The sequence below is a fragment of the Levilactobacillus yonginensis genome, from assembly GCF_003946265.1.
In the GTDB taxonomy this organism is placed as follows: domain Bacteria; phylum Bacillota; class Bacilli; order Lactobacillales; family Lactobacillaceae; genus Levilactobacillus; species Levilactobacillus yonginensis.
The window spans coordinates 45368-70991 of sequence record NZ_RHNO01000007.1 but is presented as its reverse complement, the minus strand read 5'-3'; the positions used below and the strand labels follow the sequence as shown (position 1 = coordinate 70991).

25 protein-coding genes are annotated in these 25624 nt (G+C 49.5%); all 25 read left to right on the top strand.

The window, feature by feature from the left end:
• Nucleotides 1–111 precede the first annotated feature (111 nt).
• Complete coding sequence (gene mraZ / locus EKM87_RS05420) at nt 112–543, top strand: division/cell wall cluster transcriptional repressor MraZ (RefSeq protein ID WP_125682656.1); 432 nt, start codon at nt 112–114, stop codon at nt 541–543.
• Between the two features lie 21 nt (nt 544–564).
• Nucleotides 565–1509 (top strand): 16S rRNA (cytosine(1402)-N(4))-methyltransferase RsmH, encoded by a 945-nt coding sequence (rsmH, locus tag EKM87_RS05415; protein WP_125682654.1) that lies wholly within the window; start codon nt 565–567, stop codon nt 1507–1509.
• Nucleotides 1510–1551: 42 nt separating this feature from the next.
• The gene (gene ftsL, locus EKM87_RS05410; RefSeq protein ID WP_125682652.1) at nt 1552–1953 is read left to right on the top strand and encodes a cell division protein FtsL; all 402 of its coding nucleotides are present in this window, start codon (nt 1552–1554) and stop codon (nt 1951–1953) included.
• Nucleotides 1953–4112 (top strand): penicillin-binding transpeptidase domain-containing protein, encoded by a 2160-nt coding sequence (locus EKM87_RS05405; RefSeq protein WP_125682650.1) that lies wholly within the window; start codon nt 1953–1955, stop codon nt 4110–4112. The genes ftsL and EKM87_RS05405 overlap by 1 nt, the downstream gene beginning before the upstream one ends.
• A 21-nt stretch (nt 4113–4133) precedes the next feature.
• Nucleotides 4134–5105: a phospho-N-acetylmuramoyl-pentapeptide-transferase gene (gene mraY, locus EKM87_RS05400; protein ID WP_164506437.1), complete on the top strand. Its 972-nt coding sequence runs from the start codon at nt 4134–4136 to the stop codon at nt 5103–5105.
• 126 nt (nt 5106–5231) lie between these two features.
• Entirely contained in the window at nt 5232–6635 is a 1404-nt protein-coding gene (murD, locus tag EKM87_RS05395; protein WP_225428401.1) for a UDP-N-acetylmuramoyl-L-alanine--D-glutamate ligase, read from the top strand.
• Nucleotides 6635–7729 carry an undecaprenyldiphospho-muramoylpentapeptide beta-N-acetylglucosaminyltransferase gene (gene murG / locus EKM87_RS05390; RefSeq protein ID WP_125682645.1) on the top strand — a complete coding sequence of 365 codons (1095 nt, stop codon included), beginning with the start codon at nt 6635–6637 and terminating at the stop codon, nt 7727–7729. The genes murD and murG overlap by 1 nt, the downstream gene beginning before the upstream one ends.
• A gap of 33 nt (nt 7730–7762) precedes the next feature.
• Nucleotides 7763–8620 carry a cell division protein FtsQ/DivIB gene (locus EKM87_RS05385; RefSeq protein WP_125682643.1) on the top strand — a complete coding sequence of 286 codons (858 nt, stop codon included), beginning with the start codon at nt 7763–7765 and terminating at the stop codon, nt 8618–8620.
• Nucleotides 8621–8761: 141 nt separating this feature from the next.
• Nucleotides 8762–10090 (top strand): cell division protein FtsA, encoded by a 1329-nt coding sequence (gene ftsA / locus EKM87_RS05380; protein ID WP_125682641.1) that lies wholly within the window; start codon nt 8762–8764, stop codon nt 10088–10090.
• Between the two features lie 22 nt (nt 10091–10112).
• A complete protein-coding gene (ftsZ, locus tag EKM87_RS05375; protein WP_125682640.1) occupies nt 10113–11378 on the top strand; it encodes a cell division protein FtsZ in 1266 nt (421 codons plus the stop codon).
• Nucleotides 11379–11416: 38 nt separating this feature from the next.
• On the top strand, nt 11417–11848 hold the full coding sequence (locus tag EKM87_RS05370; RefSeq protein WP_125682637.1) for a cell division protein SepF: 432 nt from the start codon (nt 11417–11419) through the stop codon (nt 11846–11848).
• A 12-nt stretch (nt 11849–11860) separates the two neighbouring features.
• Complete coding sequence (locus tag EKM87_RS05365) at nt 11861–12145, top strand: YggT family protein (RefSeq protein WP_125682635.1); 285 nt, start codon at nt 11861–11863, stop codon at nt 12143–12145.
• A gap of 19 nt (nt 12146–12164) precedes the next feature.
• A complete protein-coding gene (locus EKM87_RS05360) occupies nt 12165–12944 on the top strand; it encodes a YlmH family RNA-binding protein (protein ID WP_125682633.1) in 780 nt (259 codons plus the stop codon).
• A 19-nt stretch (nt 12945–12963) separates the two neighbouring features.
• The gene (locus tag EKM87_RS05355) at nt 12964–13665 is read left to right on the top strand and encodes a DivIVA domain-containing protein (protein ID WP_125682631.1); all 702 of its coding nucleotides are present in this window, start codon (nt 12964–12966) and stop codon (nt 13663–13665) included.
• Between the two features lie 707 nt (nt 13666–14372).
• On the top strand, nt 14373–17183 hold the full coding sequence (ileS, locus tag EKM87_RS05350) for an isoleucine--tRNA ligase (RefSeq protein ID WP_125682629.1): 2811 nt from the start codon (nt 14373–14375) through the stop codon (nt 17181–17183).
• 603 nt (nt 17184–17786) lie between these two features.
• Nucleotides 17787–18011 (top strand): cold-shock protein, encoded by a 225-nt coding sequence (locus EKM87_RS05345; RefSeq protein WP_125682627.1) that lies wholly within the window; start codon nt 17787–17789, stop codon nt 18009–18011.
• A gap of 1 nt (nt 18012) precedes the next feature.
• Nucleotides 18013–18555 carry an NUDIX hydrolase gene (locus EKM87_RS05340; RefSeq protein ID WP_125682625.1) on the top strand — a complete coding sequence of 181 codons (543 nt, stop codon included), beginning with the start codon at nt 18013–18015 and terminating at the stop codon, nt 18553–18555.
• 9 nt (nt 18556–18564) lie between these two features.
• On the top strand, nt 18565–18864 hold the full coding sequence (locus tag EKM87_RS05335; protein WP_125682623.1) for a hypothetical protein: 300 nt from the start codon (nt 18565–18567) through the stop codon (nt 18862–18864).
• A 17-nt stretch (nt 18865–18881) separates the two neighbouring features.
• The gene (locus tag EKM87_RS05330; protein ID WP_125682621.1) at nt 18882–19574 is read left to right on the top strand and encodes a 5'-methylthioadenosine/adenosylhomocysteine nucleosidase; all 693 of its coding nucleotides are present in this window, start codon (nt 18882–18884) and stop codon (nt 19572–19574) included.
• Between the two features lie 100 nt (nt 19575–19674).
• On the top strand, nt 19675–20799 hold the full coding sequence (locus EKM87_RS05325) for a cysteine desulfurase family protein (protein ID WP_404819665.1): 1125 nt from the start codon (nt 19675–19677) through the stop codon (nt 20797–20799).
• A 1-nt stretch (nt 20800) separates the two neighbouring features.
• Nucleotides 20801–21142 carry a DUF1831 domain-containing protein gene (locus EKM87_RS05320; RefSeq protein ID WP_125682617.1) on the top strand — a complete coding sequence of 114 codons (342 nt, stop codon included), beginning with the start codon at nt 20801–20803 and terminating at the stop codon, nt 21140–21142.
• Between the two features lie 284 nt (nt 21143–21426).
• Nucleotides 21427–22275, top strand: a complete 849-nt coding sequence (locus EKM87_RS12665; protein WP_318530962.1) for a CatB-related O-acetyltransferase — start codon at nt 21427–21429, stop codon at nt 22273–22275.
• Nucleotides 22276–23115: a CatB-related O-acetyltransferase gene (locus tag EKM87_RS05310; protein WP_125682615.1), complete on the top strand. Its 840-nt coding sequence runs from the start codon at nt 22276–22278 to the stop codon at nt 23113–23115.
• Between the two features lie 213 nt (nt 23116–23328).
• Complete coding sequence (mnmA, locus tag EKM87_RS05305; protein WP_125682613.1) at nt 23329–24456, top strand: tRNA 2-thiouridine(34) synthase MnmA; 1128 nt, start codon at nt 23329–23331, stop codon at nt 24454–24456.
• A 503-nt stretch (nt 24457–24959) separates the two neighbouring features.
• Nucleotides 24960–25616, top strand: coding sequence for a histidine phosphatase family protein (locus EKM87_RS05300; protein ID WP_125682611.1), 657 nt, complete (start codon nt 24960–24962; stop codon nt 25614–25616).
• The last annotated feature ends 8 nt before the right edge of the window (nt 25617–25624 follow it).

Here is a 25624-nt window from a genome sequence, read left to right as displayed (position 1 = left end):
CACGGCTTTTTTGGCCTTTGTGGGGAAATTTATAAAAATTCGGAAACGTTGTGGTAGAAAGTGGGGGCATGTGGTAAACTTGGTGATAGTTACAAATGGGAGTGATTGGCTATGTTTATGGGCGAATTTGAACACGCAATTGACACCAAAGGCCGGTTAATCATTCCCGCCAAATTTCGAGATCAACTGGGCGACCAGTTTGTGGTTACTCGGGGGATGGATGGTTGTTTATTCGGCTACCCGATGACCGAGTGGTCTGCCTTGCAAGAAAAATTGAAAGCCTTGCCAGTTAATAAGAAGGATGCCCGGGCCTTTGTCCGGTTCTTCTATTCCGCAGCGACCGAATGTGAGCTCGACAAACAGGGAAGAATCAATTTACCTAAGTCATTACGGGACCACGCAGCGTTAGTTAAACAGTGCGTGATTGTCGGGGTGGCTAACCGGTTTGAAATTTGGAGCGCAGAGCGGTGGCAGGACTTTTCCACCTCAGCAGAAGAAGATTTCGATGATATTGCCGAAAATCTGATTGATTTTGGGATGTAGAACCAGGAAAGGAGAGTGTTCATGGAGGACTTTCATCACGTTACAGTTTTACTTAAAGAAGCGGTCGCTGGCTTGAATATCGACCCCACGGGAGTCTACGTTGATTGCACTCTCGGCGGTGGTGGCCATAGCCAACGTATCCTGGAACAGCTGACAACTGGTCACCTGTACGCGTTTGACCAGGATCAGACCGCAATTACGTATAACGAGGAACATTTAAAAAAGTACTTAGACGAAGGCAAGTTAACTTTTATCAAGAGTAACTTTCGCCAAATTAAAGAAGAACTTGCACAACGGGGGATTACCAAGGTCGACGGTATTCTGTACGACTTAGGAGTCTCCTCACCACAGTTCGACGAAGCCGACCGCGGGTTTAGTTACCAGCACGACGCACCGCTGGACATGCGGATGGATCAAAGTCAAAAACTCACAGCCTGGATTGTGGTCAATGAGTGGGAATTCAACGACTTAATGCGGATCTTCCATCGCTATGGCGAAGAGAAATTTGCAAAGCCAATTGCCCGGGCCATTGAACGGCACCGAGCAACGGCACCCATTGATACCACGGGCCAGTTAGTTGAAATCATCAAAGAAGGGATTCCCGCTGCCGCTCGTCGGCACGGTGGTCATCCCGCTAAGAAGGTTTTCCAAGCCATTCGAATCGCCGTTAACGACGAATTAGGGGCCCTGGAGGATTCCTTGGAACAAGCTGTCTCCCTGATCGATTTGAACGGCCGAATCAGCGTCATTACTTTCCAGTCCCTAGAGGATCGGTTGGTTAAGACCATGTTCCGCGAACAATCGTCCTTACCGGAACTTCCTCACGGTATTCCCGTAATTCCTGATAATCTGCAACCAGATTACAAGTTAGTTAATCGCAAACCAATTCTTCCTTCAGAAGAGGAATTGGCAGAGAATCACCGGGCACATAGTGCAAAGTTACGAATTTTAGAAAAAATTAAGTAGTTAAACCAAATAATAAATATCGACATAGGAAGATGATTATTTATGGCGCAAAATAGTTTAGCTGAAGCCGTTCCGCTCACGCAGGAACCCCAACAACGCCCAAACATAGAACAACCACAGCGGCGGGTTCAACCGCAAAGTGCTCCCCAACAAAATCCACGGGGGGACAAGCTGCCGGTTTCTAAATTCGAAAAATGCTTAATGACCGTCCTGGGCCTCGTGCTAGCTTGCATGATGGTACTGGTCGTGTCTTCCAAGATTTCTCTTTCCAATGCGCAACACAACTTACAAAGTGTTAACAGCCAAGTGACCACTTATCAAAACCACAACACAAACGACCAACAACAGATAAATGAGTTGCAGAGTCGGAGTCGGCTTGATAAAATTGCCAAAAAGCAAGGTCTCAATTTAGAAAATGCTAGAATAAGGAATGTTAACAGATAATGAAAGATTCCCAAGAGCGACAAACGATAAATAAGCAACCACGCAGAAACCGGAAGCATTTTGGCCAGTTTCTGTTTTTCATTTTCCTTTTGGTGTTTGTGATCATCGTTGGTCGCTTTTCGTATATCGCCATCGGTAAGCGGGTGCAGAACGTTAATCTGAGCGCGCAAGCCCAGAAGCTATATACGGCCAACGAGACCCTCAAGGCCAAGCGGGGGACCATTTACGACGCTAACGGCCAGGCCATTGCTGAGGATACCAGTGTGTATTCTATATACGTGGTGCTGGACAAGCGTCAGGTGGGGCTAAACGGTCAGAAATTGTACGCCACGAACAAAGAAAAAATGGCGACGGTATTGTCAAAGTACCTGCCCATCAGTCGAAAAAAAGTGTTAACCACGCTGAATCCTAGCCAGGGTCATCCATTCCAGGTTGAGTTTGGGACGGCGGGGCAAAACATTTCACTGACGACTAAGCAGAAGATTCAAAAAGCCCATCTGACTGGGGTCAATTTTGTTCAACAGGAGGCCCGCCTCTATCCTAACGGTATCTTTGCCTCTCACTTGGTAGGGTTGGCTGAGCAAAAGACGGATAAGAATGGTCAGACTTCCTTAGTAGGAAGCATGGGACTCGAACAGGCTTTCAATAAGCAACTGACCGGGACTAATGGGTCGCAAAAGATTAAAAAAGATATGTACGGATACCAATTACCCGGCACGAAACAAAAGTATAAGAAGGCTAAGGATGGCGACAACGTTTACACCACGTTGGATACCCGTCTCCAGACTTTATTGGAAACCGAAATGAGTAGCGTTCAGAGTCAGGTCAAGGCCAACTCAATGAACGCTGTGTTAATGAATGCTAAAACTGGGGCTATTCTGGCCGCTACGCAACGGCCAACGTTTAACGCTTCTACCAAGGAAGGGCTAAGCCAAATTTGGCGGAACACCTTGGTTCAAGATGCTTATGAACCAGGGTCCACCATGAAGGTCTTCACACTGGCATCCTCCATTGATAGTGGTCACTACAATGGGAATGCGACTTATCAATCCGGGAAATACGCTATCGGGAATCAAACTGTCCCTGACTGGAACACCTCCGGGTGGGGGACCATTACCTACAACAAAGGGTTTGCTCTCTCCAGTAACGTGGCCATGGCCCACTTGGAACAACAAATGGGTGCCAAGACCTGGAAGAAGTACATTGACCGCTTTAAGTTCCTGAAGAGCACCAATTCGGGTTTGCCAGGTGAAATGTCCGGGAGCATTGCGTTCAAGCGGCCGATTGAACAGGCCGACACGTCGTTTGGTCAAGGGATTCAAGTCACCGTTTTCCAAATGCTACAAGGCTTAACGGCCGTCAGCAACAATGGTAAAATGATGAAGCCTTACGTGATCAGTAAGGTTACGGACCCGAATACCAACAAGACGGTCGCCAAGTATTCACCAAAGACAGTTGGTCATCCCATTGCGGCATCAACGGCTAAGGCTGTTCGCAAGCACATGGAAGACGTCGTGTACAAGAGTTACGGTATCGGGAGTGACTATAAGATGAGTGGCGAGCGGGTGGCCGTTAAGACTGGTACCGCGCAGGTCAGCAATGGTTCCGGGTATCTTTCCGGGGATGATAACTACCTGTACTCCGTGGCTGCTATGGTACCCGCCAGCAATCCCAAGTACGTGATGTACATCACCATGAAACAACCACATCTGGGCAGCAAGACGGCTACGCAGCTACTGGCTTCAATCATGAAACCAGTCATGGCACGAGCCCTCCAAGAGGACGTCCAGACAAAATCTAACAACATCAGCAAGATGCCAGATGTCACCGGTCAAAGTGTGACCCAGGCGACCGCTGCCTTGAAGAAGGCCGGCGCGACCGTGACCACCCTAGGAACTGGCAGTAAGGTTCAAAAACAATCGGTTTCGACTGGAACAACGTTATATCAAGCTCAGCGTGTGTTCTTAACGACCGGTGGGACCGTTTCTCTGCCAAGTTTGGTAGGCTGGTCCAAGGGTGATGTGGTAAAATTAGCTCAGATAGAAGGTTTGAAGCTAACTGTCTCCGGTGATGGGTACGTCACGAAGCAAAGCGTGAAGGCGGGAACCACTGTTGGTTCTGGCGCCACGCTGTCTGTAACGTTGAAACAAAATAAATGAGAATGAGGATTGAGTAAGAAAATGATGAATGTGATTCTGCCACTATTGGGTGGATTTATAATTACCGCGGCGTTTATGCCAGCACTGATTCGGTACTTCCGAGCCCGCCACGAAGGGCAAATGATTCGTGACGAAGGTCCGACCTGGCACGAGAAAAAGTCCGGGACACCCACGATGGGCGGTCTGTTATTCATCATTGCCATTGCTGTGATGACACTAGCAACTAGCTGGCTGTTAGCCCCACACCATGTTCTGTCGACCACTTGGATCTTGGTCTTCATCTTGGTCCTGTATGGGGCCTTGGGCGCGTGGGATGACAGCATCAAGCTGTTCCACCGTCAAAATGAAGGCCTCAAGGCTTGGCAAAAATTGCTCGGTCAAATCGTTGGGGCGTTGATCCTATTTTGGGTCTACACCCACGAACATCTCCCAATGGCGTTGCACGTTCCGGGGATGGGTAACTGGCATATGAGTGGCTGGTATGCCGTCTTCATTATCATCTGGCTGGTTGGATTCAGTAACGCGGTCAACCTGTCCGATGGTTTGGATGGGCTGGTCAGCGGGTTAGCTAGCATTGCATTCTTGGCGTACGGGGTTGTTGCCTGGCACCAAATGCAACTAAATATTGCAATCTTTTGTTTTGCCGTAGTTGGCAGTCTGCTCGGCTTTCTCATCTTTAATCACAAACCAGCCAAAATCTTCATGGGTGACACGGGTTCCCTTGCTTTAGGTGGGGCCCTTGCCGCAGTGTCGATTTTGTTGCACCACGAATTATCCTTACTGTGGATTGGACTGGTCTTCGTGATTGAGACGGCGAGTGTTATTTTGCAAGTTGCCTCATTCAAGTTAACGGGTAAGCGGATTTTCCTGATGAGTCCAATTCACCACCACTTCGAAATGAAGGGGTGGAGTGAATGGAAGATTGATTTCACTTTCTGGGGAATTGGCTTGGTAACCGCGTTAAGTGGTGTGTGGGTCATCTTAGCAAAGTAACAGGTCTGACCGACTAATGGGCTAACTTGCTCGTTGACGGGTCAAGTTGGCCTTTTTGTTTGTCCTTTGGCCGGGTTACCGGTTGGAGTGGGGTCGACCAAATTAAAACTAGTAAAATAATCAGAAATGAATGGAGAGCGAACGGTAATCATGAAGCAGATCACAACGTATACGGATAAAAAGGTATTAGTCCTCGGACTTGCCAAGAGTGGGGTCAACGCGGCCAAACTTTTGAAACGCTTGGGGGCGCAAGTGACCGTCAGCGACGTGAAGCCGTTGGCCGACAATCAGGATGCGCGGGACTTGCAGGCAGCCGGTTTCACCGTTATCACAGGTGAACAAACCGCTGACCTCTTGGATGCTGGTTACGACCTCATGGTCAAAAACCCTGGGATCACTTACGACGTTCCCGCCGTTAAGCGGGCTCAGGAGTTGAAGCTCCCCATTATCAGTGAAATGGAATTGGCTAGTGAGGTGGCCGAGGCTGAACTGGTTGCCGTGACCGGGAGTAACGGGAAAACGACGACCACGACCATGATTCAAAAGATGTTAGCGCACGACCGTCAGGCAGGTAAGTCGGTTTACGCCGGGAACATTGGCATTCCAGCTAGCAAGGTAGCCCAAGAAGTCAGTGCTGACGATACGCTGGTCTTGGAAGTGTCCAGCTTTATGTTAGTGGGAACAACTGAGTTCCATCCCCACATTGCTGTACTAACCAACGTCTTCTCCAATCATTTGGACTATCACAAGACGCGAGCTAACTATGTTGCAGCCAAGATGAAGATTACGGCTAACCAGACGGCCGAAGACTACTTTGTCATTAACTACGACACGCAGGAATGGCGTGATTTGAGTAAGCTAACGGCAGCTCAAGTGGTCCCATTCTCCCGGCAAGATGTGACGGAAGATGGGGCCTACGAAAAAGATGGCGATCTGTACTTTAAGGGTGAAAAAATCATGCCTGCCAGTGAGATTAAGGTTCCTGGTGACCACAACGTTGAAAATGCCCTGGCTGCCATTGCAGTAGCTAAGATCAAGGGTGTCAGCACGGCGGCTATCGTCGCTGTCCTGCGGTCATTCGGTGGGGTCCGTCACCGGACGCAATTCGTGTTAGAGGCTGAGGGCCGTCAATACTACAATGACTCCAAGGCAACGGATATGGAAGCCACTGAAATGGCTTTGAAGGGCTTCAAGGCACCAGTTGTGTTATTAGCTGGTGGCTTGGATCGGGGATACACCTTTGAAAAGATGATTCCATCCTTCAAGGAACACGTCAAAGCAATCATTCTGTTTGGTCAGACAGCGAAGTTACTGGAAGATACGGCCAAGCAGGCTGGCATTAAAACAATTAAAATGACTGAGAACGTTGAAACTGCCGTTCCATTGGCTTACGACTTAAGTGATGAGGGCGATATCATTCTTCTATCACCAGCCAACGCCAGCTGGGATCAATACCCGAACTTTGAAACGCGGGGCGACCTCTTTATTAAGGCCGTTGAGCAGCTCACTGGTCAGCAGGAGGAAAAGTAATGCGATTAATGGTATCGGGTGGCGGCACCGGGGGGCACATTTACCCGGCACTCGCCCTCATCAAAGCTTTAAAGAAACGCGACGCAAACGCTGAAGTCATGTACGTGGGGTCCGAACGGGGATTGGAAAGTTCCATCGTCCCAGCTAAGGGGATTCCGTTCAAGTCCACCCGAATTCAAGGCTTCAAGCGTTCACTGTCGTTAGAAAACTTCAAGACGGTCTACTTGTTCTTGAAGAGCGTGCACGCCGCCAAGAAAATGATTCGGGAATTTAAGCCCGATGTTGTTGTGGGAACGGGGGGCTACGTCTCTGGCGCCGTGGTTTATGCCGCTGCTCGGTTACACGTGCCAACGTTGATCCATGAACAAAACAGTGTGGTTGGGGTGACCAACCGCTTCCTCAGTCGTTACGTTGACCGGATTGCGTACGTTTTTGACGCCGCTTTGGATCAACTACCAGTTAATAAAATGGTGAAGACTGGGAATCCTCGGGCCCAAGAAGCGGCCGAGGTCGTGAGTCACTTTAGCTGGTCCGAATACCAGTTGCAAGACGACGTCCCAACCTTATTGATCTTCGGGGGGTCCCAAGGGGCCTTGAAGATCAATTCAGCGACCGTCGCAGCGATTCCCGCGTTCAATGACCGTAAGTACCAGGTCGTCTTTGTCACGGGTCAGAAGCGCTATGATGGCGTTATGGACCAACTGAAGGATACGAAGATTGCGGCCAATGTGGTGGTTAAACCCTACATTCCGAACATGCCTGAGGTCTTACCAAAGGTGGCCGCTATTGTGGGTCGGGCTGGCGCAACCAGCTTGGCTGAAATCACAGCGGATGGGATTCCTTCAATTTTGATTCCTAGTCCGTACGTGACGGCCGATCACCAAACCAAGAATGCCAAGTCCTTGGCTACGGTCGGTGCCGCCGAGATTATTACGGAAGCTGATTTGACTGGTGAAACGTTAGTTAAGAAGGCTGACCAACTGATGAACGACGACGCTTTACGTCAGGATATGGCAGCGGCCTCCAAACAATTGGGTGTTCCTGATGCAGCTGATCGTGTCTTGGACGTGGTTCTCGAACTCAAGCGTGACTAGCACGCAAATCCAGCGAATGGGAGGTGTGCAGCCATGAAATTTCGGTTAAACCGTGACGATTCTAAACAACAGCGTTCGATGACGCCCTGGGAGGAGTACCAAGCCCAGGCGGAACGGAAGCGTAAGCAGGACAAGGCCCCTAAGTGGGTGCACAAGGCCAAACGAATTGGGGATAAACTGCCCCGATTAAAGCACCAGCGTAACCGGAAACTCATTCGCCGCATGACGATTCTACTCACCACATTCACCGTGGTGATTCTGGCCATGGTCTATCTGGTGTCACCGTTAAGTCATTTCAAGACGGTACGGGTGATGGGAGCCGAGGCGCTCTCGAGCAAGCAGGTACAAAAGGCTGTGCGGGTACGTCCCGGCGATTCCATTTACAATGTGGTGGGCCATCAGCAGCAACTCGCCCGGCAGGCAGTTAAACGGAATTCACGGTTAAAAACCGTCAAGATTCAGTTTCGGCAGCCTAATCACGCCACGATTCGGGTGGTGGAGTACGCGACGGCGGGGTACGTGATGAAGCAGGACCGGTACTATGAAGTGTTGGAGAACGGCATTGTGAGTCAACAGTCCGTGACCCAACCCAAGAGTGGTACGCCAGTCTACGGCAGTTTTAAACGGACCCAGAAGCTGCACCGAATGATTCTGCAGTATGCAAAGTTAGATAGTGAAATCAAAAGTAGTATCAGTGAGATTCAAGATTCCCCAACCAAAGACAACCCCAACCGTATCCATCTTTTCATGAATGACGGCAATGAGGTCTACGCTAGCATCCCGAGTTTTGCCAAGAAAATGGCCTATTATCCAAGCATTGCGGCCAAGATGAAACACAAGGGTGTGGTCAATTTGGAAGTGGGCGCTTACTCATACGCCTTTAAAAAATAATTTCATTTTGATTGCAGCAAAGAAAAAGCGTCATAAAGGCTTTTTTAACCCCTAGTAAATGTGGTAAACTGTAAAATAATTAGGGAAAAAGCGAATTCATGCAGTGTTATAGATAGATTAACTTAGGAGGTTCCTTTTTCTATGGATAATTCAGGGATGTACGTTGGCCTCGATATAGGAACCACCTCAATAAAAGTCATTGTTGCTGAGAATGTTAAAGGGCAAATGAACGTTATTGGTGTGGGAAACGAACGTTCGAACGGTGTTAGCCGCGGTGTGATCGTGGATATCGACAAAGCCGCTGAAGCAATTCAACGGGCCGTTCGGCAAGCCGAAGAGAAGGCCAGCATTGAAATTCACGATGTGATTGTGGGAATACCCGCAAATATGTTAAAAATTGAACCTTGCAGTGGCATGATTGCCATTGACGATCAGTCTCGGGAGATTACTGGCCGAGACGTACGGAACGTTGCTCAGGCGGCTTTGATTCAAAGCTTGCCACCGGAACGTGAAGTGGTTGAAATTCTTGCCGACGAATTTATCGTTGACGGTTTTGATGGCATCAAAGATCCTAGAGGCATGGTCGGTGTTCGCTTAGAACTCCGGGGGACGCTCTTTACCGGTCCCAAGACCATTATGCATAATACCCGCAAGGCCGTTGAACAAGCCGGCTTGAGCATTCGCGGGACTGTGATCAACCCAATGGCTCAAGGGATGATGGTCATGAACGATGGTGAACAAGACTTTGGGACTGTCCTGATTGATTTGGGTGGTGGTCAAGCAACTGCTGCTGTGATTCATGATCACCAACTCAAGTACATTGATGTTGATCAGGAGGGTGGCCAATTCATCACAAAGGACATTTCTGTTGTGTTGAATACGTCACTAGACAGTGCGGAGAAGTTGAAGCGTGATTACGGTTACGCCGATTCTGCTCAAGCAAGTGACGAGGATGAATTTCCGGTCGACGTGGTCGGTCAGAGTCAGCCAACGCCCATTTCAGAAAAATACTTAGCAGAAATCGTCGAGGCCCGGTTGGACCAAATCTTTGGCCGTCTCCGGACGAACCTCGACAAGGTTCAGGCCCTCGAACTACCTGGGGGTATCGTTTTGACTGGTGGGGTCGCCGCCTTACCAGGAATTACTGAACTGGCAACCGCAGAGTTCGATACTAACGTTCGGGTCTACGTGCCAGATCAAATGGGGTTACGCCACCCGTCATTTACGTTGGCGTTGGCCTTAGTGAAATACTTTGGGGGGCTGAGTGAGATTGATTTGCTCATCAAGAGTGCCTTGACGGGCTCCACCCAACTAGCCGATGAAACCGACGAGATTCGTCACCGTGAGCAGGCTGAAGAGTCACCTGTAGCCAATCCGGCACGTTCGAGTCAGGGTAAGCAACCAAAACCAAAGAAGAAGAAAAATCGGACAGAAGGGTTCAAAAAATTCTTCAGCGACTTCTTCGACTAACGCGAGATGGAGGAATACACAAATGGAATACTCACTAGATTCTGCGCAAAATAACGGCGCAATCATTAAGGTGATCGGTGTTGGTGGCGGTGGTAACAACGCTGTTAACCGCATGATTGCTGAAGACGTCAAAGGTGTCGAATTTATCGTGGCCAACACGGATGTGCAGGCCCTGGAGGCCTCAAAGGCTGAAACCAAGATCCAACTCGGGCCGAAGCTGACCAAGGGTTTGGGTGCCGGTGCTAACCCTGAGGTTGGTGCCAAGGCCGCCGAAGAAAGCGAAGAAGCGATCACCGAAGCCTTAGAAGGTGCCGACATGGTCTTCGTGACTGCCGGTATGGGCGGTGGTACTGGTAACGGTGCTGCACCAATCGTGGCTAAAATCGCTAAAGAAAGTGGCGCTTTGACCGTTGGGGTCGTCACGCGGCCATTTAGTTTTGAAGGCCCACGGCGCGGTCGTTTCGCTGCCGAAGGGGTTGCGGAAATGAAGGAAAACGTGGATACGTTGATCGTCATTGCCAACAACCGCTTGTTAGAAATCGTGGACAAGAAGACGCCGATGATGGAAGCCTTCCAAGAAGCCGACAACGTGTTACGTCAAGGGGTTCAAGGAATCTCCGACCTGATCACGAGTCCTGGTTACGTTAACTTGGACTTTGCTGATGTGAAGACGGTTATGAAGGACCAAGGGGCTGCCTTAATGGGTATCGGTTCCGCTAACGGTGAAAACCGGACGGAAGATGCTACCAAGAAGGCAATTTCTTCACCATTGTTGGAAGTTTCCATCGACGGTGCCGAACAAGTTCTGTTGAACATTACCGGTGGACCGGACCTGTCCTTGTTTGAAGCCCAAGCTGCTTCACAGATTGTGTCTGACGCTGCTACCAGCGATGTCAACATCATCTTCGGGACGTCTATCGATGAAGACCTTGGCGATGAAGTCCGGGTCACGGTAATTGCTACCGGGATCGATAAGAAGAAGGAAGAACGTGAAGCTGCTCAACACAGTCGGGTTGCTCGGCGTGAAGCCAGCCAACCACGGCAAGCAGACCAAGCCAATGAATCAGCTGCTCAGAAAACTGAGCAGGATCCATTTGGAAACTGGGACATTCGCGAACCAGCTCACCGGCCAGCACCAGAAAGCCAAGCAACTGGGCATGATGAATTTGCCGGTGTTGACAAGCCTGATTTCAACATTTTCAACCCTAGCTCATCAACTGAGAGCTCAGCTAGTGATGATAACAAGGGTGAAGACACGCCACCATTCTTCAAGCGGCGGCGCAAGTAACCTCGTCAAAAAATTCGTTGTGAGAGGAGTGGCCAACCATGGCGGAGAAGTTTAGTCTTAGTAAGTTTTTCGGAATGAACGATGATTATGACGAAGACTATCAAGAGGACCCAACCCCGGTAGCTAAGCCAACATCAGCTGCCCCAAGTCGACCGAACGATAGTCGAAAGGTGGTTGCCATGCGGACAGCGAAACCAAATACGAGTCACATCGCCATCTGCGAACCGCGAATTTACTCAGATGCGAAGTCGATTGCCAAACAGCTTACTAACGGTGATGCCGTTCTGGTAAACTTTGCGCGGGTCGATGAAACGCAAGCACAGCGGATCGTGGACTTCCTGAACGGGACCGCGTTTGCGGTGGGCGGTGAAATCAAACGCATCGGTGAACAGATTTTTCTGTGCACCCCTCATAATTTTGAGGTCAGCGGAGACGTCGCAGCTAACTTAGGAACGCAGTTTAAGCAGTAAAGGAGCGACGTTGTGCTAACACTTGTACTTTATCTTTTTAAAGCGTTGAACTGGGGCGTGTCGGCTTACATCTTATTGATCGTAATCTACGCGTTACTCAGTTGGCTACCTGGTGGCTATCAGTCTCGCATTGGTCAAATCATTGTGCGACTGGTGGAACCATTCTTGAAATACTTTAATTTTGTGGCGTTAGGACCAATTGGTTTTGGACCCGTTGTGGCCATTATCGTCCTATCGCTGGTGCAATACGGGATTCAGGCAATCGAAATGGTTGTTCTGCGCGTATTGTTTACTTAACCTGAAGGGAGAAACGACTGTGGATGAGAATGTCTTGCAGCATTTTCGGCCTGATGAGGGGCCGTTCATTGATGCAATTGGCGGCTGGATCCAGCAAGTTCAAGACGAATACCGTCCAGTTCTCACTCACTTTTTGAACCCCCGACAAGTTTACATTGCGACCACTCTGGCGCGGCGTGCGGACATGCACGTGGCGTTTAGTGGGGGCCACGAACACGCTGAGATGCAGCGCGCACTATTTTACCCGGATTACTACGAACCGGCTGAGAAGGACTTTGAAGTCACTTTAATGCGAGTCGATTATCCCGTGAAATTTGCGACCCTTCATCACAGCCAAATTCTGGGAACGTTGTTAGGGGCCGGAATTGAACGAGAAATCTTGGGTGATATCCTGACGGACGGCGAAGTCTGGCAAGTCATTACGGAACGTTCTATGGCGGACTACTTGATTGGTCAGGTCGATCACATTGGTCGGGTAAAATCCCGATTAGTGACGACGAGCTGGGATACCTTGGTGGCGCCGTTGAATGAATGGGAATCAGAGGGCGCATCGCTCTCATCGCTGCGGCTAGACAACATCGTGGGGACGGGCTTCCATTTATCACGACACCGGGCCAAGGAACTGATTGAGGCTGGGCGTGTTAGATTGAACTGGGCGGAAACGATGAAGCCCGACTATGAATTAGACGTAGCCGATATCGTTTCCGTACGGGGCTTCGGCCGAATCCGGTTGGATGAAGTCGGTGGCCGCACCAAAAAGGAAAAAATTCGGGTCACCCTAGCGGTACTGAAGAAATAGATGCGGAGGGAACAGTGCGATGGTACTTAGTCCATTAGATATTCATAATAAAGAGTTTGGTACAAAGATGCGTGGTTACAACGTTGATGAGGTCAATGATTTCTTAGATCAGGTGATCAAGGATTACCAAATCACGTTGAATCACAACAAAGAATTAGAGGAACAACTTGATGCGGCGAACGGAAAACTCAAGTATTTCAATGACTTGAAGGACTCCTTGAACCAATCCATCTTGGTTGCTCAAGAGGCTGCTGACAAGGTCAAGGCCAACTCGCAAAAGGAATCTGAAATTATTATCCGCGAAGCCCAAAAACAAAGCTCCGATATCGTTTCCGAAGCCACGAACAAGGGTAACCAGATTATGGCGGAAGCTTCCCAACGGGCCAAGAAGTTGGCGGTTGAGACCGATGACTTGAAGAAGAGCACCCGGGTCTTCCGGCAACGCCTTCAAGTTATGTTGGAAAGCCAGTTAGAAGTGGTTAAGTCCAATGATTGGGATCGCTTGCTGAAGGAAGGCTCCATGTCCAGCTACGAAGAAATCAAGAAGGTCGTTGGTGACCGACTTGACAATGAAGCTTCCCAGGGCGTAAACTCAGTAGCATCGCAACCAGCTGAAGAAGCACCAGTTGCGGAAGCACCTGTCACGGATTCAGGCGATGACAACGGCGAAACGGTTGTCATTTTCCCGGACAATGACCAACAACAATACGATAAAAACTAGATAAATACGGCCAGAGAAACTAGCCAATTAAAAAGATGGTACTAGCGAGTTAGCGATAGTGGAAGGCTAACGACCCGCTCTTTTTAACAGGTATCATTCTCCCAAGTTCCACAGCTGAACGCGTAGTAAGCTGTGGCGGATTGCCCCGATAACGGCATCTGAGGGTAGGCAACGTCACCGTTGTCTACCGAATTTGGGTGGTACCACGAACGACTTCGTCCCTTGCGACGGGTCGTTTTTTGTTTGTCTTACGTTAAGGTAGTTGTGGTGTTGAAGATTTGTTTAGCTGAACTGGGCTAGACGGATTTTGTGGCATGAGGTAATTGATAAGGCTTCATTGCAAGTAATCAAGTACGAGATTCTGAGCCTGATTAAAACATATAAACAAAATAGGTGAAGAATCTTGGGGAAGTGGTGAGTGTTAGCCGAGAGGGAGCCAGCCAGGGGCTCAGCCGTGGAATTGCCTTATCACGGTGGTTTTCCGTGGTTAGGCAACGCCGGCTTGGGAGACCGTACTTTGGCTCCCAAACGCGCGCACAGCGTTCCAGCCCCTGGCTGGCGACCGGCAAGGCGAGAAAACACCCACCACCACCCCAAAAGATAATTAGGGAAACTAACGGTCGGGTTGACCGGTGAGCTGAGACTGCTAAGCAGTTTGAGCTCACCGGTTCACCAACCGAGGAACAAAAATCAAGGAGGAAAACGGTATGCGAGTGAAAGACACACTGAACTTGGGTAAAACTAAGTTTAAGATGCGCGGGAACTTACCAGTCAAAGAAGTTGACCGGCAAAAGGCCTGGGCTGACAACAAAGTTTACGAAGCCCGTCAAAAATTAAACGAAGGGAAGCCCAGCTTTATTTTGCACGATGGGCCTCCATACGCCAACGGTCCCATTCACATGGGTCACGCGTTAAACAAAATCTCTAAGGATATCATCATTCGCTACAAATCAATGAATGGTTTCCGGGCACCTTACGTTCCTGGTTGGGATACTCACGGTTTGCCAATTGAACAACAATTGACAAAGGCTGGTTACGACCGGAAAAAGATGTCAACGGCGGACTTCCGTGACCTTTGTCGCGAATACGCTTTGAAGCAGGTTGACCAACAACGCGAAGGTTTCAAGCGTTTAGGGGTTGCCGGCGAATGGGATAAGCCATACTTGACGTTGAATCCAGAATTTGAAGCACAAGAAGTTCGGGTCTTTGGTGAAATGGCCAAGCGTGGGTTGATCTACAAGGGGAAGAAGCCAGTTTACTGGTCATGGTCCTCTGAATCAGCCATGGCTGAAGCCGAAGTTGAATACCACGATGTGACGTCACCTTCCGCTTACTATGGGTTGAAGGTCGTTGACGGCAAGGGCGTTTTGGATAACGATACGTACCTGGTTGTCTGGACGACGACGCCTTGGACGGTGCCCGCTTCTGAAGGAATCACGATTGACGCCGGGTTAGAATACCAAGTTGTTCAACCAGCTGGTGAAGACCGTAAATTCGTCTTAGCTAGCACGTTGATTGACGAAGACGCTAAATTATTTGGTTGGGAAGACGTTAAGGTCTTACAAACCATCAAGGGTCAAGACCTCGAAAAGATCACGGCGCAACACCCATTCATGGACCGGAAATTACTGGTTATGCTGGGCGATTTCGTTACTGATGAAACCGGTACTGGGTTGGTTCATACCGCACCAGGCTTAGGGGAAGATGACTTTAACGTTGGGATGCAGTACGGCTTGCCGGTCATTGTACCAGTCAACGACCAAGGATTCATGACAGCCGAAGCTGGTCCCGACTTTGACGGCGTCTTCTACGAAGATGCAAATGACATTGCCTTGAACAAGTTGAAGGAAACGAACGCGTTGCTCAAGTACATGCCTTACGAACACAGTTACCCATTTGACTGGCGGACCAAGAAGCCCGTTATCTTCCGGGCAACGCCACAATGGTTTGCGTCCGTTGACAAGATTCGTGACGAAATCCTGGCTAACTTGAAGGACGTTAAGTTCAAGCCTGACTGGGGTCAACGCCGTTTGGCCAACATGATCAAAGACCGTGGCGACTGGGTTATCTCCCGTCAACGGGTCTGGGGTGTGCCATTGCCTATCTTCTATGGTGAAGATGGTGAAGCTATCATCACGCCAGAAACGGTTAGCCACGTTGCTGATATTTTTGAAAAATTTGGGTCTAACGAATGGTTCAAGCGTGAAGCCAAGGACTTATTACCTGAAGGCTTTACCAGTGAACATTCGCCAAACGGTGAGTTCACTAAGGAAACTGATATCATGGACGTTTGGTTCGATTCAGGTTCCTCACACCAAGGTGTCTTAGCAGAACGGGATAACCTTGAATTCCCAGCTGATCTGTACCTGGAAGGTTCAGACCAATACCGTGGGTGGTTCAACTCTAGTTTAATTACGAGTGTTGCCGCAACTGGCAAGGCCCCTTACAAGCAAGTTGTTTCCCAAGGATTCACGTTGGACAAAGATGGTCACAAGATGTCTAAGTCTCTCGGGAACACGATTGCACCGGATGAAATTATCAAGAAGATGGGGGCCGACATCGTTCGTCTCTGGGTTACTTCTGTGGATTCATCTGCCGACGTGCGGGTGTCGACCGAAGCCTTCGTGAAGATTTCTGACAGCTATAAGAAGCTGCGGAACACCATGCGTTACTTGTTGGCTAACACCAGTGATTTCGATCCTGAGACTAACGGGGTGGCATTTGACCAGTTAGAGGCGGTTGACCGTCACATGCTGTACAAGTTGAACGCCTTCACCAAGAGTATCTTGGCCCACTACGAAGACTACGACTTCCTGAACATCTACAAGGAACTCACGAACTTTGTTATCACTGATTTGTCAGCCTTCTACCTGGACTTCGCCAAGGATGTTTTGTACATCGAAGCTGAAGACAGTCAAGCTCGTCGGTCAATGCAAACGGTCTTCTACCAAATCGCCGTGACATTGACGAAGCTGATCACACCAATCCTGCCACATACGGCCGAAGAAATCTGGGACTTCTTAAAGGAACCAGAAGACTTCGTTCAATTGGCTGAGATGCCAAAGGTTATGGATATGGACGATGCCACTGAAGTTGCCGGGGATGATGAAAAGTCAGACTGGGACCACTTCATGAAGTTGCGGAGTCACGTCTTGAAGGCTTTGGAAGAAGCCCGCGATGCTAAGTTGATTGGGAAGGCTGCTGAAGCCCACCTCGACTTATACGTTGACGATGAAACGCAAGCAATGCTAGACAAGTTGGCTATCAACGTGCAACAAATCTTGCTGGTTTCCGGTTTAGACGTTGCCGCCTTAGACCAAGCGCCCGCTGATGCATTGAGCTTTGACCACGTTGCTGTTAAGGTAACGCCAGCCACTGGTGACGTTTGTGACCGTTGTCGGTTGGTCAAAGAGGATGTTGGCAGTGATACGGACTACCCACACTTCTGTGCGCGTTGTGCCGCAATCGTTCGTCAAAACTTCCCTGAAACTGCTACTGAAGGTTTCGAAGAAAAGTAATCAGTTAGCTGATTGAGCGGGTCATGGCGTCTCCGGTTGGCCGGGTCAGCAGCTGCCGTGGGGATCGGAACAAGCCGGAAAGCGGTCTTGTTCCTCGACTTGAAGCCACGGAAACTCACCGCGTCTCCAAGTTCGTCCCGTGTTAGTTACCTGAAAATCACAGGCAACTAACACCTACACGGCTGGTGTTGACCCGGCCAACCTTCGAGACGGATGACCTCTATCGGCCAATCGGTTAGGAGTCATTAGGTTCAACATTTGCTTTAGGTTGACTAATGGCTACCAGGTAACTACGAAGTTTTATCACTATCAGCCGGAGTACTCGTTATGAGGTTGGATTGGTAACAGACTTTAAGTTCATCTTGGTTGTGGCGAAATCTTGTGTAAGCCGAGAGGTCGCCAGACCATATTGGATGACGAATTTAGCTAAAAAATAAGAAGTGCTATGAGAACCACCTCGTTCATTGGGAGGGGTGGTTGGCATAGCGCTTCTTTTGTGTGTAGAATTAGTTGGGATGTCGAATATAACGGCGCAATAAGTGCCCGGGTTTGCGGTCGACAACGCAAGCGAGTATAATTTGTGCTATGTATGGGAGGGATACCATGTTAACCGGAAAAGTAAAGAGTTACAGTGAACAACGCGGCTTTGGATTCATTACGACACCCGCAGACGGCGACATTTTCGTCTACTACACGGCCATCGTTGGTGAAGGCTTCAAGAAGCTGGAAGTTGGTCAAACGGTACAATTTGTTGTTGTCCAAGGGTTGCGTGGCCTCCAAGCGGCTAAAGTAACACCCGTTGTTACGGGCTCCACTGAGGAGGCCTAACATGGACTTAGAAGAACACGTTGAGAATACCGAAGAGATTTACGACGGTGCCATTTTAAAATTGGAACGCCAAGAAGTGCGGTTACCGGATGGCAAACAAGCTTTTCGGGAAATCGTGCGGCACTCCGGTGCTGTGGGGATTTTGGCCCTGACGGCGGACAACCAAATGATTCTGGAAAAACAGTGGCGCGCGCCGGTTGCGGCAGTGACCTTGGAAATTCCAGCGGGTAAATTGGACAGTCGGGATGCTGATAACGTTGAACACGCCGTTAAACGGGAGTTAAACGAAGAAATTCGGATGCAACCAGGGCAGTTAAAACGAATTACCGGTTTCTATTCCAGCGTTGGGTTCTCGGATGAGTACATGACGCTGTTCTTAGCTACAGACTTGCAGCCTGTTCAAACTGAGTTACCACGTGACAAGGGTGAAAACCTGGAATTGCTGACGGTAACCAAGGACCAAGCGCAAGCCATGATTGAAAGTGGCGAGATCAACGATGCCAAGACGATTACGGCCATCTATTACTGGCTATTACAGAAGTAGGTGACAGCGATGCATTCAGACGACCGAGAAACCAGTGACCGGCCTAAAACCCGGGCAGATTATCGTCGTGAACAGGAACAAGCCGAGCAAGAATTTCAAGAACGTGACCGGAAACGGGTTCAGGTAGAAAAGGAATACGCGCGGCGGCATGGTAACGAACCGGCCAATGATGAACGTCCTGAGGAACAGCGGGTCAACCCAACTGAAAGTAAGCAAAAACGGTTGGGCCACCGTTTAAATTGGGCCATTTTTTGGCTATCAGTTTTAATCATTATTGTTTACGTAATACTATTTTTTGTTGAAATTTAAGGAGTGGAACACAGCACATGACATTTGGAATTCTCTGCGCCATGGAAGAAGAAATTAAAGAACTGCACGATGCCTTGGAAGACGGTCAAACGACTGATATTCACGGGCTGGAATTTTATCAAGGAACGATTCACGGCCAACAAGTCGTGTTAGTGCGTTCCGGTATTGGTAAGGTTGAAGCTGGCTTGACGACGGCCCTGTTGATCACCCAGTTCAACGTGGATATTGTGATCAACTCTGGTTCTGCCGGTGCCCTGGCACCTGACTTAAACATCGGTGACGTGGTGGTCTCGACTGAAACGGCCTATCACGACGCTGACGCTCGGGCATTTGGGTATGAATACGGCCAATTACCACAACAACCAGCGCGGTTTGCAGCCTCCAAGGAGTGGGGTCAAAAGATTGTGGCCGCTGCTGCTGACACAGGCTTGAAGACGAAGTTGGGCTTGATTGTGTCTGGCGACCAGTTCTTAAACAGTCCAGAAACCATTAAGGATATCATGGGTCACTTCCCAGATGCACTTTCTGGTGAAATGGAAGGGGCCGCTGTGGGTCAAGTTGCCCACCAGTTTGACATCCCTTATGTGGTGGTTCGGGCAATGTCCGACAATGCCGACAATGATTCTGGTGTTAATTTTGATGACTTTATCGTTGATGCGGGCCACCGTTCCGCACAAATGTTACTGGACCTGCTAGCCGCACAGGACTAATTTAGGTTTTATTCAGGAGGTTTTTAGGTTGCAAGAGGTTCATGTAAGTAATAGTAATGCTGTCCAGGAAATCTACCTGGACAACGCCGCCACGACACCAATGGCCCCAGAGGTCTTGGCAGAGATGACGGATAAGATGGCTAATGTTTATGGCAACGCTTCGACGTTGTATGGGTTAGGGCGTCAAGCCCACACCCTGATGGAAAATAGCCGGCAGGTAATTGCCAATAGCATCAACGCTGCCCACGATGAAGAAATCATCTTCACCAGTGGTGGGAGTGAGGGCGATAACACCGCCATTACTCAGACGGCATTGACCCGCCAGTCCTTAGGCAAACACATCATCTCGACCGCAGTTGAACACGAAGCCGTGTTACGCCCACTGCACGCGTTGGAAGAAAAAGGGTTTGAGGTCACGTATCTTCCCGTTGATGAGCATGGGCGAATCAGTTTGGATGACTTCAAGGCGGCTCTGCGTGACGACACGATTTTAGTGACGATCATGATGGGGAACAATGAAGTTGGAAGTCGGATGCCGATTCACGAGATTGGTGAGATCTTAAAGGATCACCAAGCTTGGTTCCATACGGATGCCGTTCAGGCTTACGGTTCATTAGATATTGACGTGCAGGCAGATCACATTGACTTACTGTCGACGTCTGCTCACAAAATCAATGGTCCTAAGATGATTGGTTTCCTGTACAAACGGGAAGGGGTCAACTTCCCTAGCCTAATCAAGGGTGGCGACCAAGAGGAAAAGCGGCGGGCCGGTACGGAAAACGTCCCAGCCATTGCTGGTTTTGCTAAGGCCGTTGAACTCCTGACGCCAGCAGCTAAGGAAGAAAAACGGGTCCGTTTCCACGGCTTCAAGGAACAGGTTGTGAAGGGGTTGACCGCCAATGGCGTTGACTTCGATATCAACGGGTCCCTGGAAGGTGAAAATTTGGAGCACGTTTTGAATATCTGGATCAAGGGTATTTCGACCTACGTGATGCAAACGAACCTTGACTTGGCTGGCATCGCCGTTTCTGGTGGGTCCGCATGTACCGCTGGTTCAATCGAGCCATCGCACGTGTTGACCGCCATGTTTGGCGAAGACAGTCCCCGGATTGCCGAGTCGATTCGGTTGTCCTTTGGGCAGCAAACGACGAGCGCAGAGATCGACGCGTTTGTTAAAAATGTGAGCGCAATTGTGAAGCGCCTATCCCACAGTGAGGTGAAGTAGGATGTTATTTGAAAAAACAATGCAGGTTGATGGCGATACGGATACGTATGAACTTCACCCCAACGTGAAGCCATACGCACTGAAGGATGTCGGGTTTCAGGTCTCCAATGCGGGAAACTACACGCTCGAACGTTCCGTTGATCCAACGTCACCCTACAACAAGAACCAAATGTTAAAGGTTATCGTGGCCAAGGACTTGAGTGGCTTCAAGATGTCCACGACCAATGCGTCCGGCAACGCGCGAGTCAATATTTTCAAGGGTACCCATGCTGAGGGTAACGTGGAACAGTATCACTTTATTCTGCAAAACTTGATTGACCGTGAGATTTTACAAAAGAAGTAATTATGTGGTGGTGCTCCTAAGGGAGGCCACTTTTTTTGTAGAAGAAAAGTGGATCTGGTTCAATCTCGGACCATAGCTATGGTGACACATCTGACAATGTGGGGCAACTTTTGAACCGCTATCTAGCTGGATAGGGACTGATAATTTAAAGCATTATATTAACCGTTGACGATAGTAATTAAAGGCGCTAAGATGAAGTTATTAATTAGCAGATGAAAGAACTTTAGGCGCTAACCTTGCCAAAATTTAGCTTCAAAAATCACGTAACGACGGGAGCGACAGTCATGACCGAGATTGCGGGTATCACTTTTTTTCAGCAAGACTTGACCTATCAGGAGAATCGACAGCGGCAACAGATTTTATACTCTAAGCCGGTAAACACGTTATTCCGAGAGCAACGCGTGTATTCGCAAATTAAGTCACAGGAAACCCGGTTCAAAGTTGGTCTGGATAAGATCATTGTGGGGAATCATGCGGTCATTGAACCGTATGCAGCGTTTGGCCGTGGGCGCGTCTTTCATTCTATGGGCGCGTTCAGTTATTCTTGGAGTGAGCTGCCCGCTAATACCATTATGGGTCGCTATTCTTCGGTTGCTGCTGGGTCGAGTGTGATGAATGTGGATCACGCGCTACACCACTTTACGACCTCGAGTCTCACGTTTGACCGCTACCACCAGCCGTTCAAAGACTATTTGACTGACAATCCCGAGTTGTCGTTCGATACGGTTGGCCAGGACGGCATGTATCGGATTAAGCCGGTCGTCATTGGCAATGATGTGTGGATCGGCAAGGGCTGCGTTTTCGGTAACAAAGGGATTGTCGTCAACGATGGTGCCGTCGTTGCGGCTGGGTCACTGGTGACGAAAGATGTGCCACCGTACGCAGTTGTGGGTGGTTGGCCAGCGAAGGTGATCAAGTTTCGGTTTGATTTTGCGACCATCCACGAATTAATGCGTCTGCAGTGGTGGCGGTATGACTTTGGGCAGTTTCAAGGGATTGAAGTTAAGGAAGACATCGCCAGTTTCATGCAAAAAGTGCGAACGCTTCAGAGTCAAGGTCAGCTCAGGCCTTATGCGCCGACACCCTTAACGGTAACGATGATTCAGGCGGCTGCGAAGCAGGAGGATGAGTAGATGGCAACTGAGATTCGACATAATACATTCTTTCAGCAAGAGATCAGTCTTCAGACGCGGCCCCGGGCAGTTACGTTGCCGTTTCAGACCAAGGTAGCAGACTGTTTCCGGCAACGTCACGTCTATACCCGTTTTAACACGGTGGCTCAACGTTTCAGCCTGGACACTGACCGAATCAGAGTGGGCCAGAACGTGGCAATCGAACCGTTTACCACCTTTGGGTCAGGGAGACATTTTTTTACCATGGGCGCGTTTAGCTATTCCTGGAGTCAGTTGCCGGTCAATACGCTAGTGGGCCGCTACACGTCCATTGGCAGCCGTGTTCGCCAAATGGGTCACAATCACCCGTTGCAACGATTCACAACGTCTAGTGTGAGTTTTGACAGCCATATTCAAGCGTATCAGGATCACCTGCAGAATGAGCAGTCAGACTTTCAGGCGGTTGCTAATCCAGAGGCAACGGTGAAGCCAATCGTCATTGGTAACGACGTGATGGTTGGGGATGACGTGGTCTTTGGCAATAGTGGCATCGTCGTGAGTGACGGGGCGGTGATTGCGGCCGGTAGTCTGGTAACCCATGACGTGCCGCCGTACGCGGTTGTGGCCGGTTGGCCGGCGCGCGTGATCAAGTACCGGTTTGATTTTAAAACGATTGACGAGCTCTTAGATTTAAGGTGGTGGCAGTACGATTTTGCCAAGTTTCACGGTGTGCAAGCAGACGGTCCCATCAAAGGGGTCATCAGTCAGATAGCAACACTAGTGGCTCAGGCAGACTTAGCGGCCTATGAGCCACAGCCGTTGACTACGGCGATGTTGCAGGCATCTTTGCGGGAGTCCTGAACCGAATCAGCCGTGCGTAGTCGAAAGTGGCTGCGTTTTTTAGACCATCAGTGGGCAGATTACCCACTCAGTTGTTTTCATAGTGAGCAAAACGGTGAAAGGATACGCCAGGCTTGCAAAACGGCTTGAGAATGGGTAAACTAGGTCATACTGGATTTATGCGACCTTCAAATCGTAGATTCTCCAGAATCTGATAGAAATGATGGTGATACCATGCAAGACAACAGTCACACACGCGTTGTCGTTGGTATGAGTGGCGGGGTCGATTCTTCCGTCGTAGCTTTGCGGTTAAAGCAGCAGGGATACGATGTAATCGGCGTCTTCATGAAGAATTGGGACGATACAGACGAGAACGGTGTTTGTACCGCCACTGAAGACTACAAGGACGTAGCCAAGGTTGCCTCAGAAATCGGCATTCCTTACTACTCCGTCAACTTTGAAAAGGAGTACTGGGACCGTGTGTTCACGTACTTCTTGGACGAGTACAAGAAGGGGCGGACGCCTAACCCTGACGTGATCTGCAACAAGGAGATCAAGTTCAAGGCCTTCTTGGATTACGCTTTGGAATTAGGGGCAGATTACATTGCCACTGGTCACTACGCGCAGTTGACGCGTGACGAAAACGGTGACGCACATTTGATGCGGGCCGTTGACCAGAATAAGGACCAGACCTACTTCTTGAGTCAGCTCTCCACTGAGCAGCTCGACCGGGTCATGTTCCCAATTGGTGATTTGGTTAAGCCTCAGGTACGTGAGATTGCGAAGGAAGCTGGATTGGCAACTGCTGATAAGAAGGATTCGATGGGAATCTGCTTTATCGGTGAAAAGGGCCACTTCAAGGATTTCTTGAACACTTACTTGCCTGCCAAGGCTGGTAAAATGATGACGGTCGACGGTGAGGTCAAGGGTGACCACGCCGGTTTGATGTACTACACGATCGGTCAGCGTCGCGGTTTAGGCATCGGTGGCGACGGTGAAGACAACGAGCCTTGGTTCGTTATCGGGAAGGACCTGACGAAGAACATTTTGTATGTGGGTAAGGGTTACCACAATCCTCACTTGTACGCAACGCACTTGTCAGCTTCTGACATTCACTGGGTCAACACGATTGACCGCGGCTCAGAGTTCCACTGCACGGCCAAGTTCCGGTACCGTCAAAAGGATACCGGTGTGACCGTTCACTTGAGTGAGGATGGTCAGCAGGTCACCGTTGAATTTGACGATCCAGCCCGGGCAATTACGCCAGGACAGGCCGTTGTCTTCTACAATGGCGACGAGTGTTTAGGAAGTGCCATTATCGACGCTGCCTACAACAAAGATCGTGAGTTACAGCTAATCTAGTTTGGTCGCAATTGTCGCTTCCGGTTGGCAAAGATGGCGTCTGTTGTGGGGACCGGAGCAAGCCATAGTGCGGTCTTGCTCCTCGACTGGGAGTCTCAGAAGTTCACTGAGTCTTCCAACTCGTCCCATGGCCTAGGCTTGGGATAATTCGCCCAAGCTAACGCCATCGACACAACCGATACCATCTCTGCCAACCTCCAGCTGTACTGAAGTTGCATGATAAGTCAATCTGGCTTATGTGTAAGTGAAGTATTTGTTGAAAAAAGGTGACACTGATGGGTGTGTGGTTGGCCAATAGATTTTCAGCCAACAACCATAATCAAAATATTAACAAGTCCCACCGAGCTGGTTTGACCGGTTTGGTGGGACTTTTTCGGTATAATGGGGTTAGACGGCAGTTCGCAGGAATTATTCTGGCTTTTCTGAAGGAGTTTCTTTGAAAACTTGTGAAAAACTGGCATAATATAGGTTATGTGACTAAACGGAAAGGACGGCAATAATCAGTGAAATTATACTTTATTCGCCATGGTAAAACGCAGTGGAATTTGGAAGGGCGGTTTCAGGGGGCTGGTGGGGACTCGCCGCTGTTAACTGAAAGCTACCAGCAAATGGTCCAAGTCGGCCGGTATTTGAAGGGAATTCCCTTTCAACATGCGTATTCAAGTCCCATCAAACGGGCACGGATCACGGCGCAACACGTGGTTAGGGAACTGCATCAACACGTCCCACTGACACTGATGAGTCGACTAGAAGAGTTTCATTTGGGCAAGCTAGAGGGAATGGCCTTTGATGACGTGAAGACCGAATATCCCGCTGAGCTGGATGGCTTTCGGAATCATCCCGATCAGTACGACACCAGTCGAGTTGGCGGGGAGACCTTTACTGAGGTCATTGACCGCATGACACCGGGGATTCAGGCTATCGTGGCAGCCAATCCTAACCCCAGTGACAACGTTCTGGTATTCAGCCATGGTGCTGCCCTGAATGCTGAGATCAATGCATTGTTAGGCACGCCACTAGCTGACCTGCGGAAGCGTGGCGGTTTACGGAATACCAGTGTGACGGTACTTGAGACTAGTGATGGCCAGAATTTCGAGTTGATCGACTGGAACAACACCAGCTTTTTAACAGCAACTGCTAAGCCGACCGATACGATTTAGAGGTAAAA

What these genes read in the sequence shown, in the direction of transcription:
- mraZ (WP_125682656.1), top strand. Translation starts at nt 112, where the DNA reads ATGTTTATGGGCGAATTTGAACACGCAATTGACACCAAAGGCCGGTTA.
- rsmH (WP_125682654.1), top strand. Translation starts at nt 565, where the DNA reads ATGGAGGACTTTCATCACGTTACAGTTTTACTTAAAGAAGCGGTCGCT.
- ftsL (WP_125682652.1), top strand. Translation starts at nt 1,552, where the DNA reads ATGGCGCAAAATAGTTTAGCTGAAGCCGTTCCGCTCACGCAGGAACCC.
- EKM87_RS05405 (WP_125682650.1), top strand. Translation starts at nt 1,953, where the DNA reads ATGAAAGATTCCCAAGAGCGACAAACGATAAATAAGCAACCACGCAGA.
- mraY (WP_164506437.1), top strand. Translation starts at nt 4,134, where the DNA reads ATGATGAATGTGATTCTGCCACTATTGGGTGGATTTATAATTACCGCG.
- murD (WP_225428401.1), top strand. Translation starts at nt 5,232, where the DNA reads ATGAATGGAGAGCGAACGGTAATCATGAAGCAGATCACAACGTATACG.
- murG (WP_125682645.1), top strand. Translation starts at nt 6,635, where the DNA reads ATGCGATTAATGGTATCGGGTGGCGGCACCGGGGGGCACATTTACCCG.
- EKM87_RS05385 (WP_125682643.1), top strand. Translation starts at nt 7,763, where the DNA reads ATGAAATTTCGGTTAAACCGTGACGATTCTAAACAACAGCGTTCGATG.
- ftsA (WP_125682641.1), top strand. Translation starts at nt 8,762, where the DNA reads ATGGATAATTCAGGGATGTACGTTGGCCTCGATATAGGAACCACCTCA.
- ftsZ (WP_125682640.1), top strand. Translation starts at nt 10,113, where the DNA reads ATGGAATACTCACTAGATTCTGCGCAAAATAACGGCGCAATCATTAAG.
- EKM87_RS05370 (WP_125682637.1), top strand. Translation starts at nt 11,417, where the DNA reads ATGGCGGAGAAGTTTAGTCTTAGTAAGTTTTTCGGAATGAACGATGAT.
- EKM87_RS05355 (WP_125682631.1), top strand. Translation starts at nt 12,964, where the DNA reads ATGGTACTTAGTCCATTAGATATTCATAATAAAGAGTTTGGTACAAAG.
- ileS (WP_125682629.1), top strand. Translation starts at nt 14,373, where the DNA reads ATGCGAGTGAAAGACACACTGAACTTGGGTAAAACTAAGTTTAAGATG.
- EKM87_RS05345 (WP_125682627.1), top strand. Translation starts at nt 17,787, where the DNA reads ATGTTAACCGGAAAAGTAAAGAGTTACAGTGAACAACGCGGCTTTGGA.
- EKM87_RS05340 (WP_125682625.1), top strand. Translation starts at nt 18,013, where the DNA reads ATGGACTTAGAAGAACACGTTGAGAATACCGAAGAGATTTACGACGGT.
- EKM87_RS05335 (WP_125682623.1), top strand. Translation starts at nt 18,565, where the DNA reads ATGCATTCAGACGACCGAGAAACCAGTGACCGGCCTAAAACCCGGGCA.
- EKM87_RS05330 (WP_125682621.1), top strand. Translation starts at nt 18,882, where the DNA reads ATGACATTTGGAATTCTCTGCGCCATGGAAGAAGAAATTAAAGAACTG.
- EKM87_RS05325 (WP_404819665.1), top strand. Translation starts at nt 19,675, where the DNA reads ATGGCCCCAGAGGTCTTGGCAGAGATGACGGATAAGATGGCTAATGTT.
- EKM87_RS05320 (WP_125682617.1), top strand. Translation starts at nt 20,801, where the DNA reads ATGTTATTTGAAAAAACAATGCAGGTTGATGGCGATACGGATACGTAT.
- EKM87_RS12665 (WP_318530962.1), top strand. Translation starts at nt 21,427, where the DNA reads ATGACCGAGATTGCGGGTATCACTTTTTTTCAGCAAGACTTGACCTAT.
- EKM87_RS05310 (WP_125682615.1), top strand. Translation starts at nt 22,276, where the DNA reads ATGGCAACTGAGATTCGACATAATACATTCTTTCAGCAAGAGATCAGT.
- mnmA (WP_125682613.1), top strand. Translation starts at nt 23,329, where the DNA reads ATGCAAGACAACAGTCACACACGCGTTGTCGTTGGTATGAGTGGCGGG.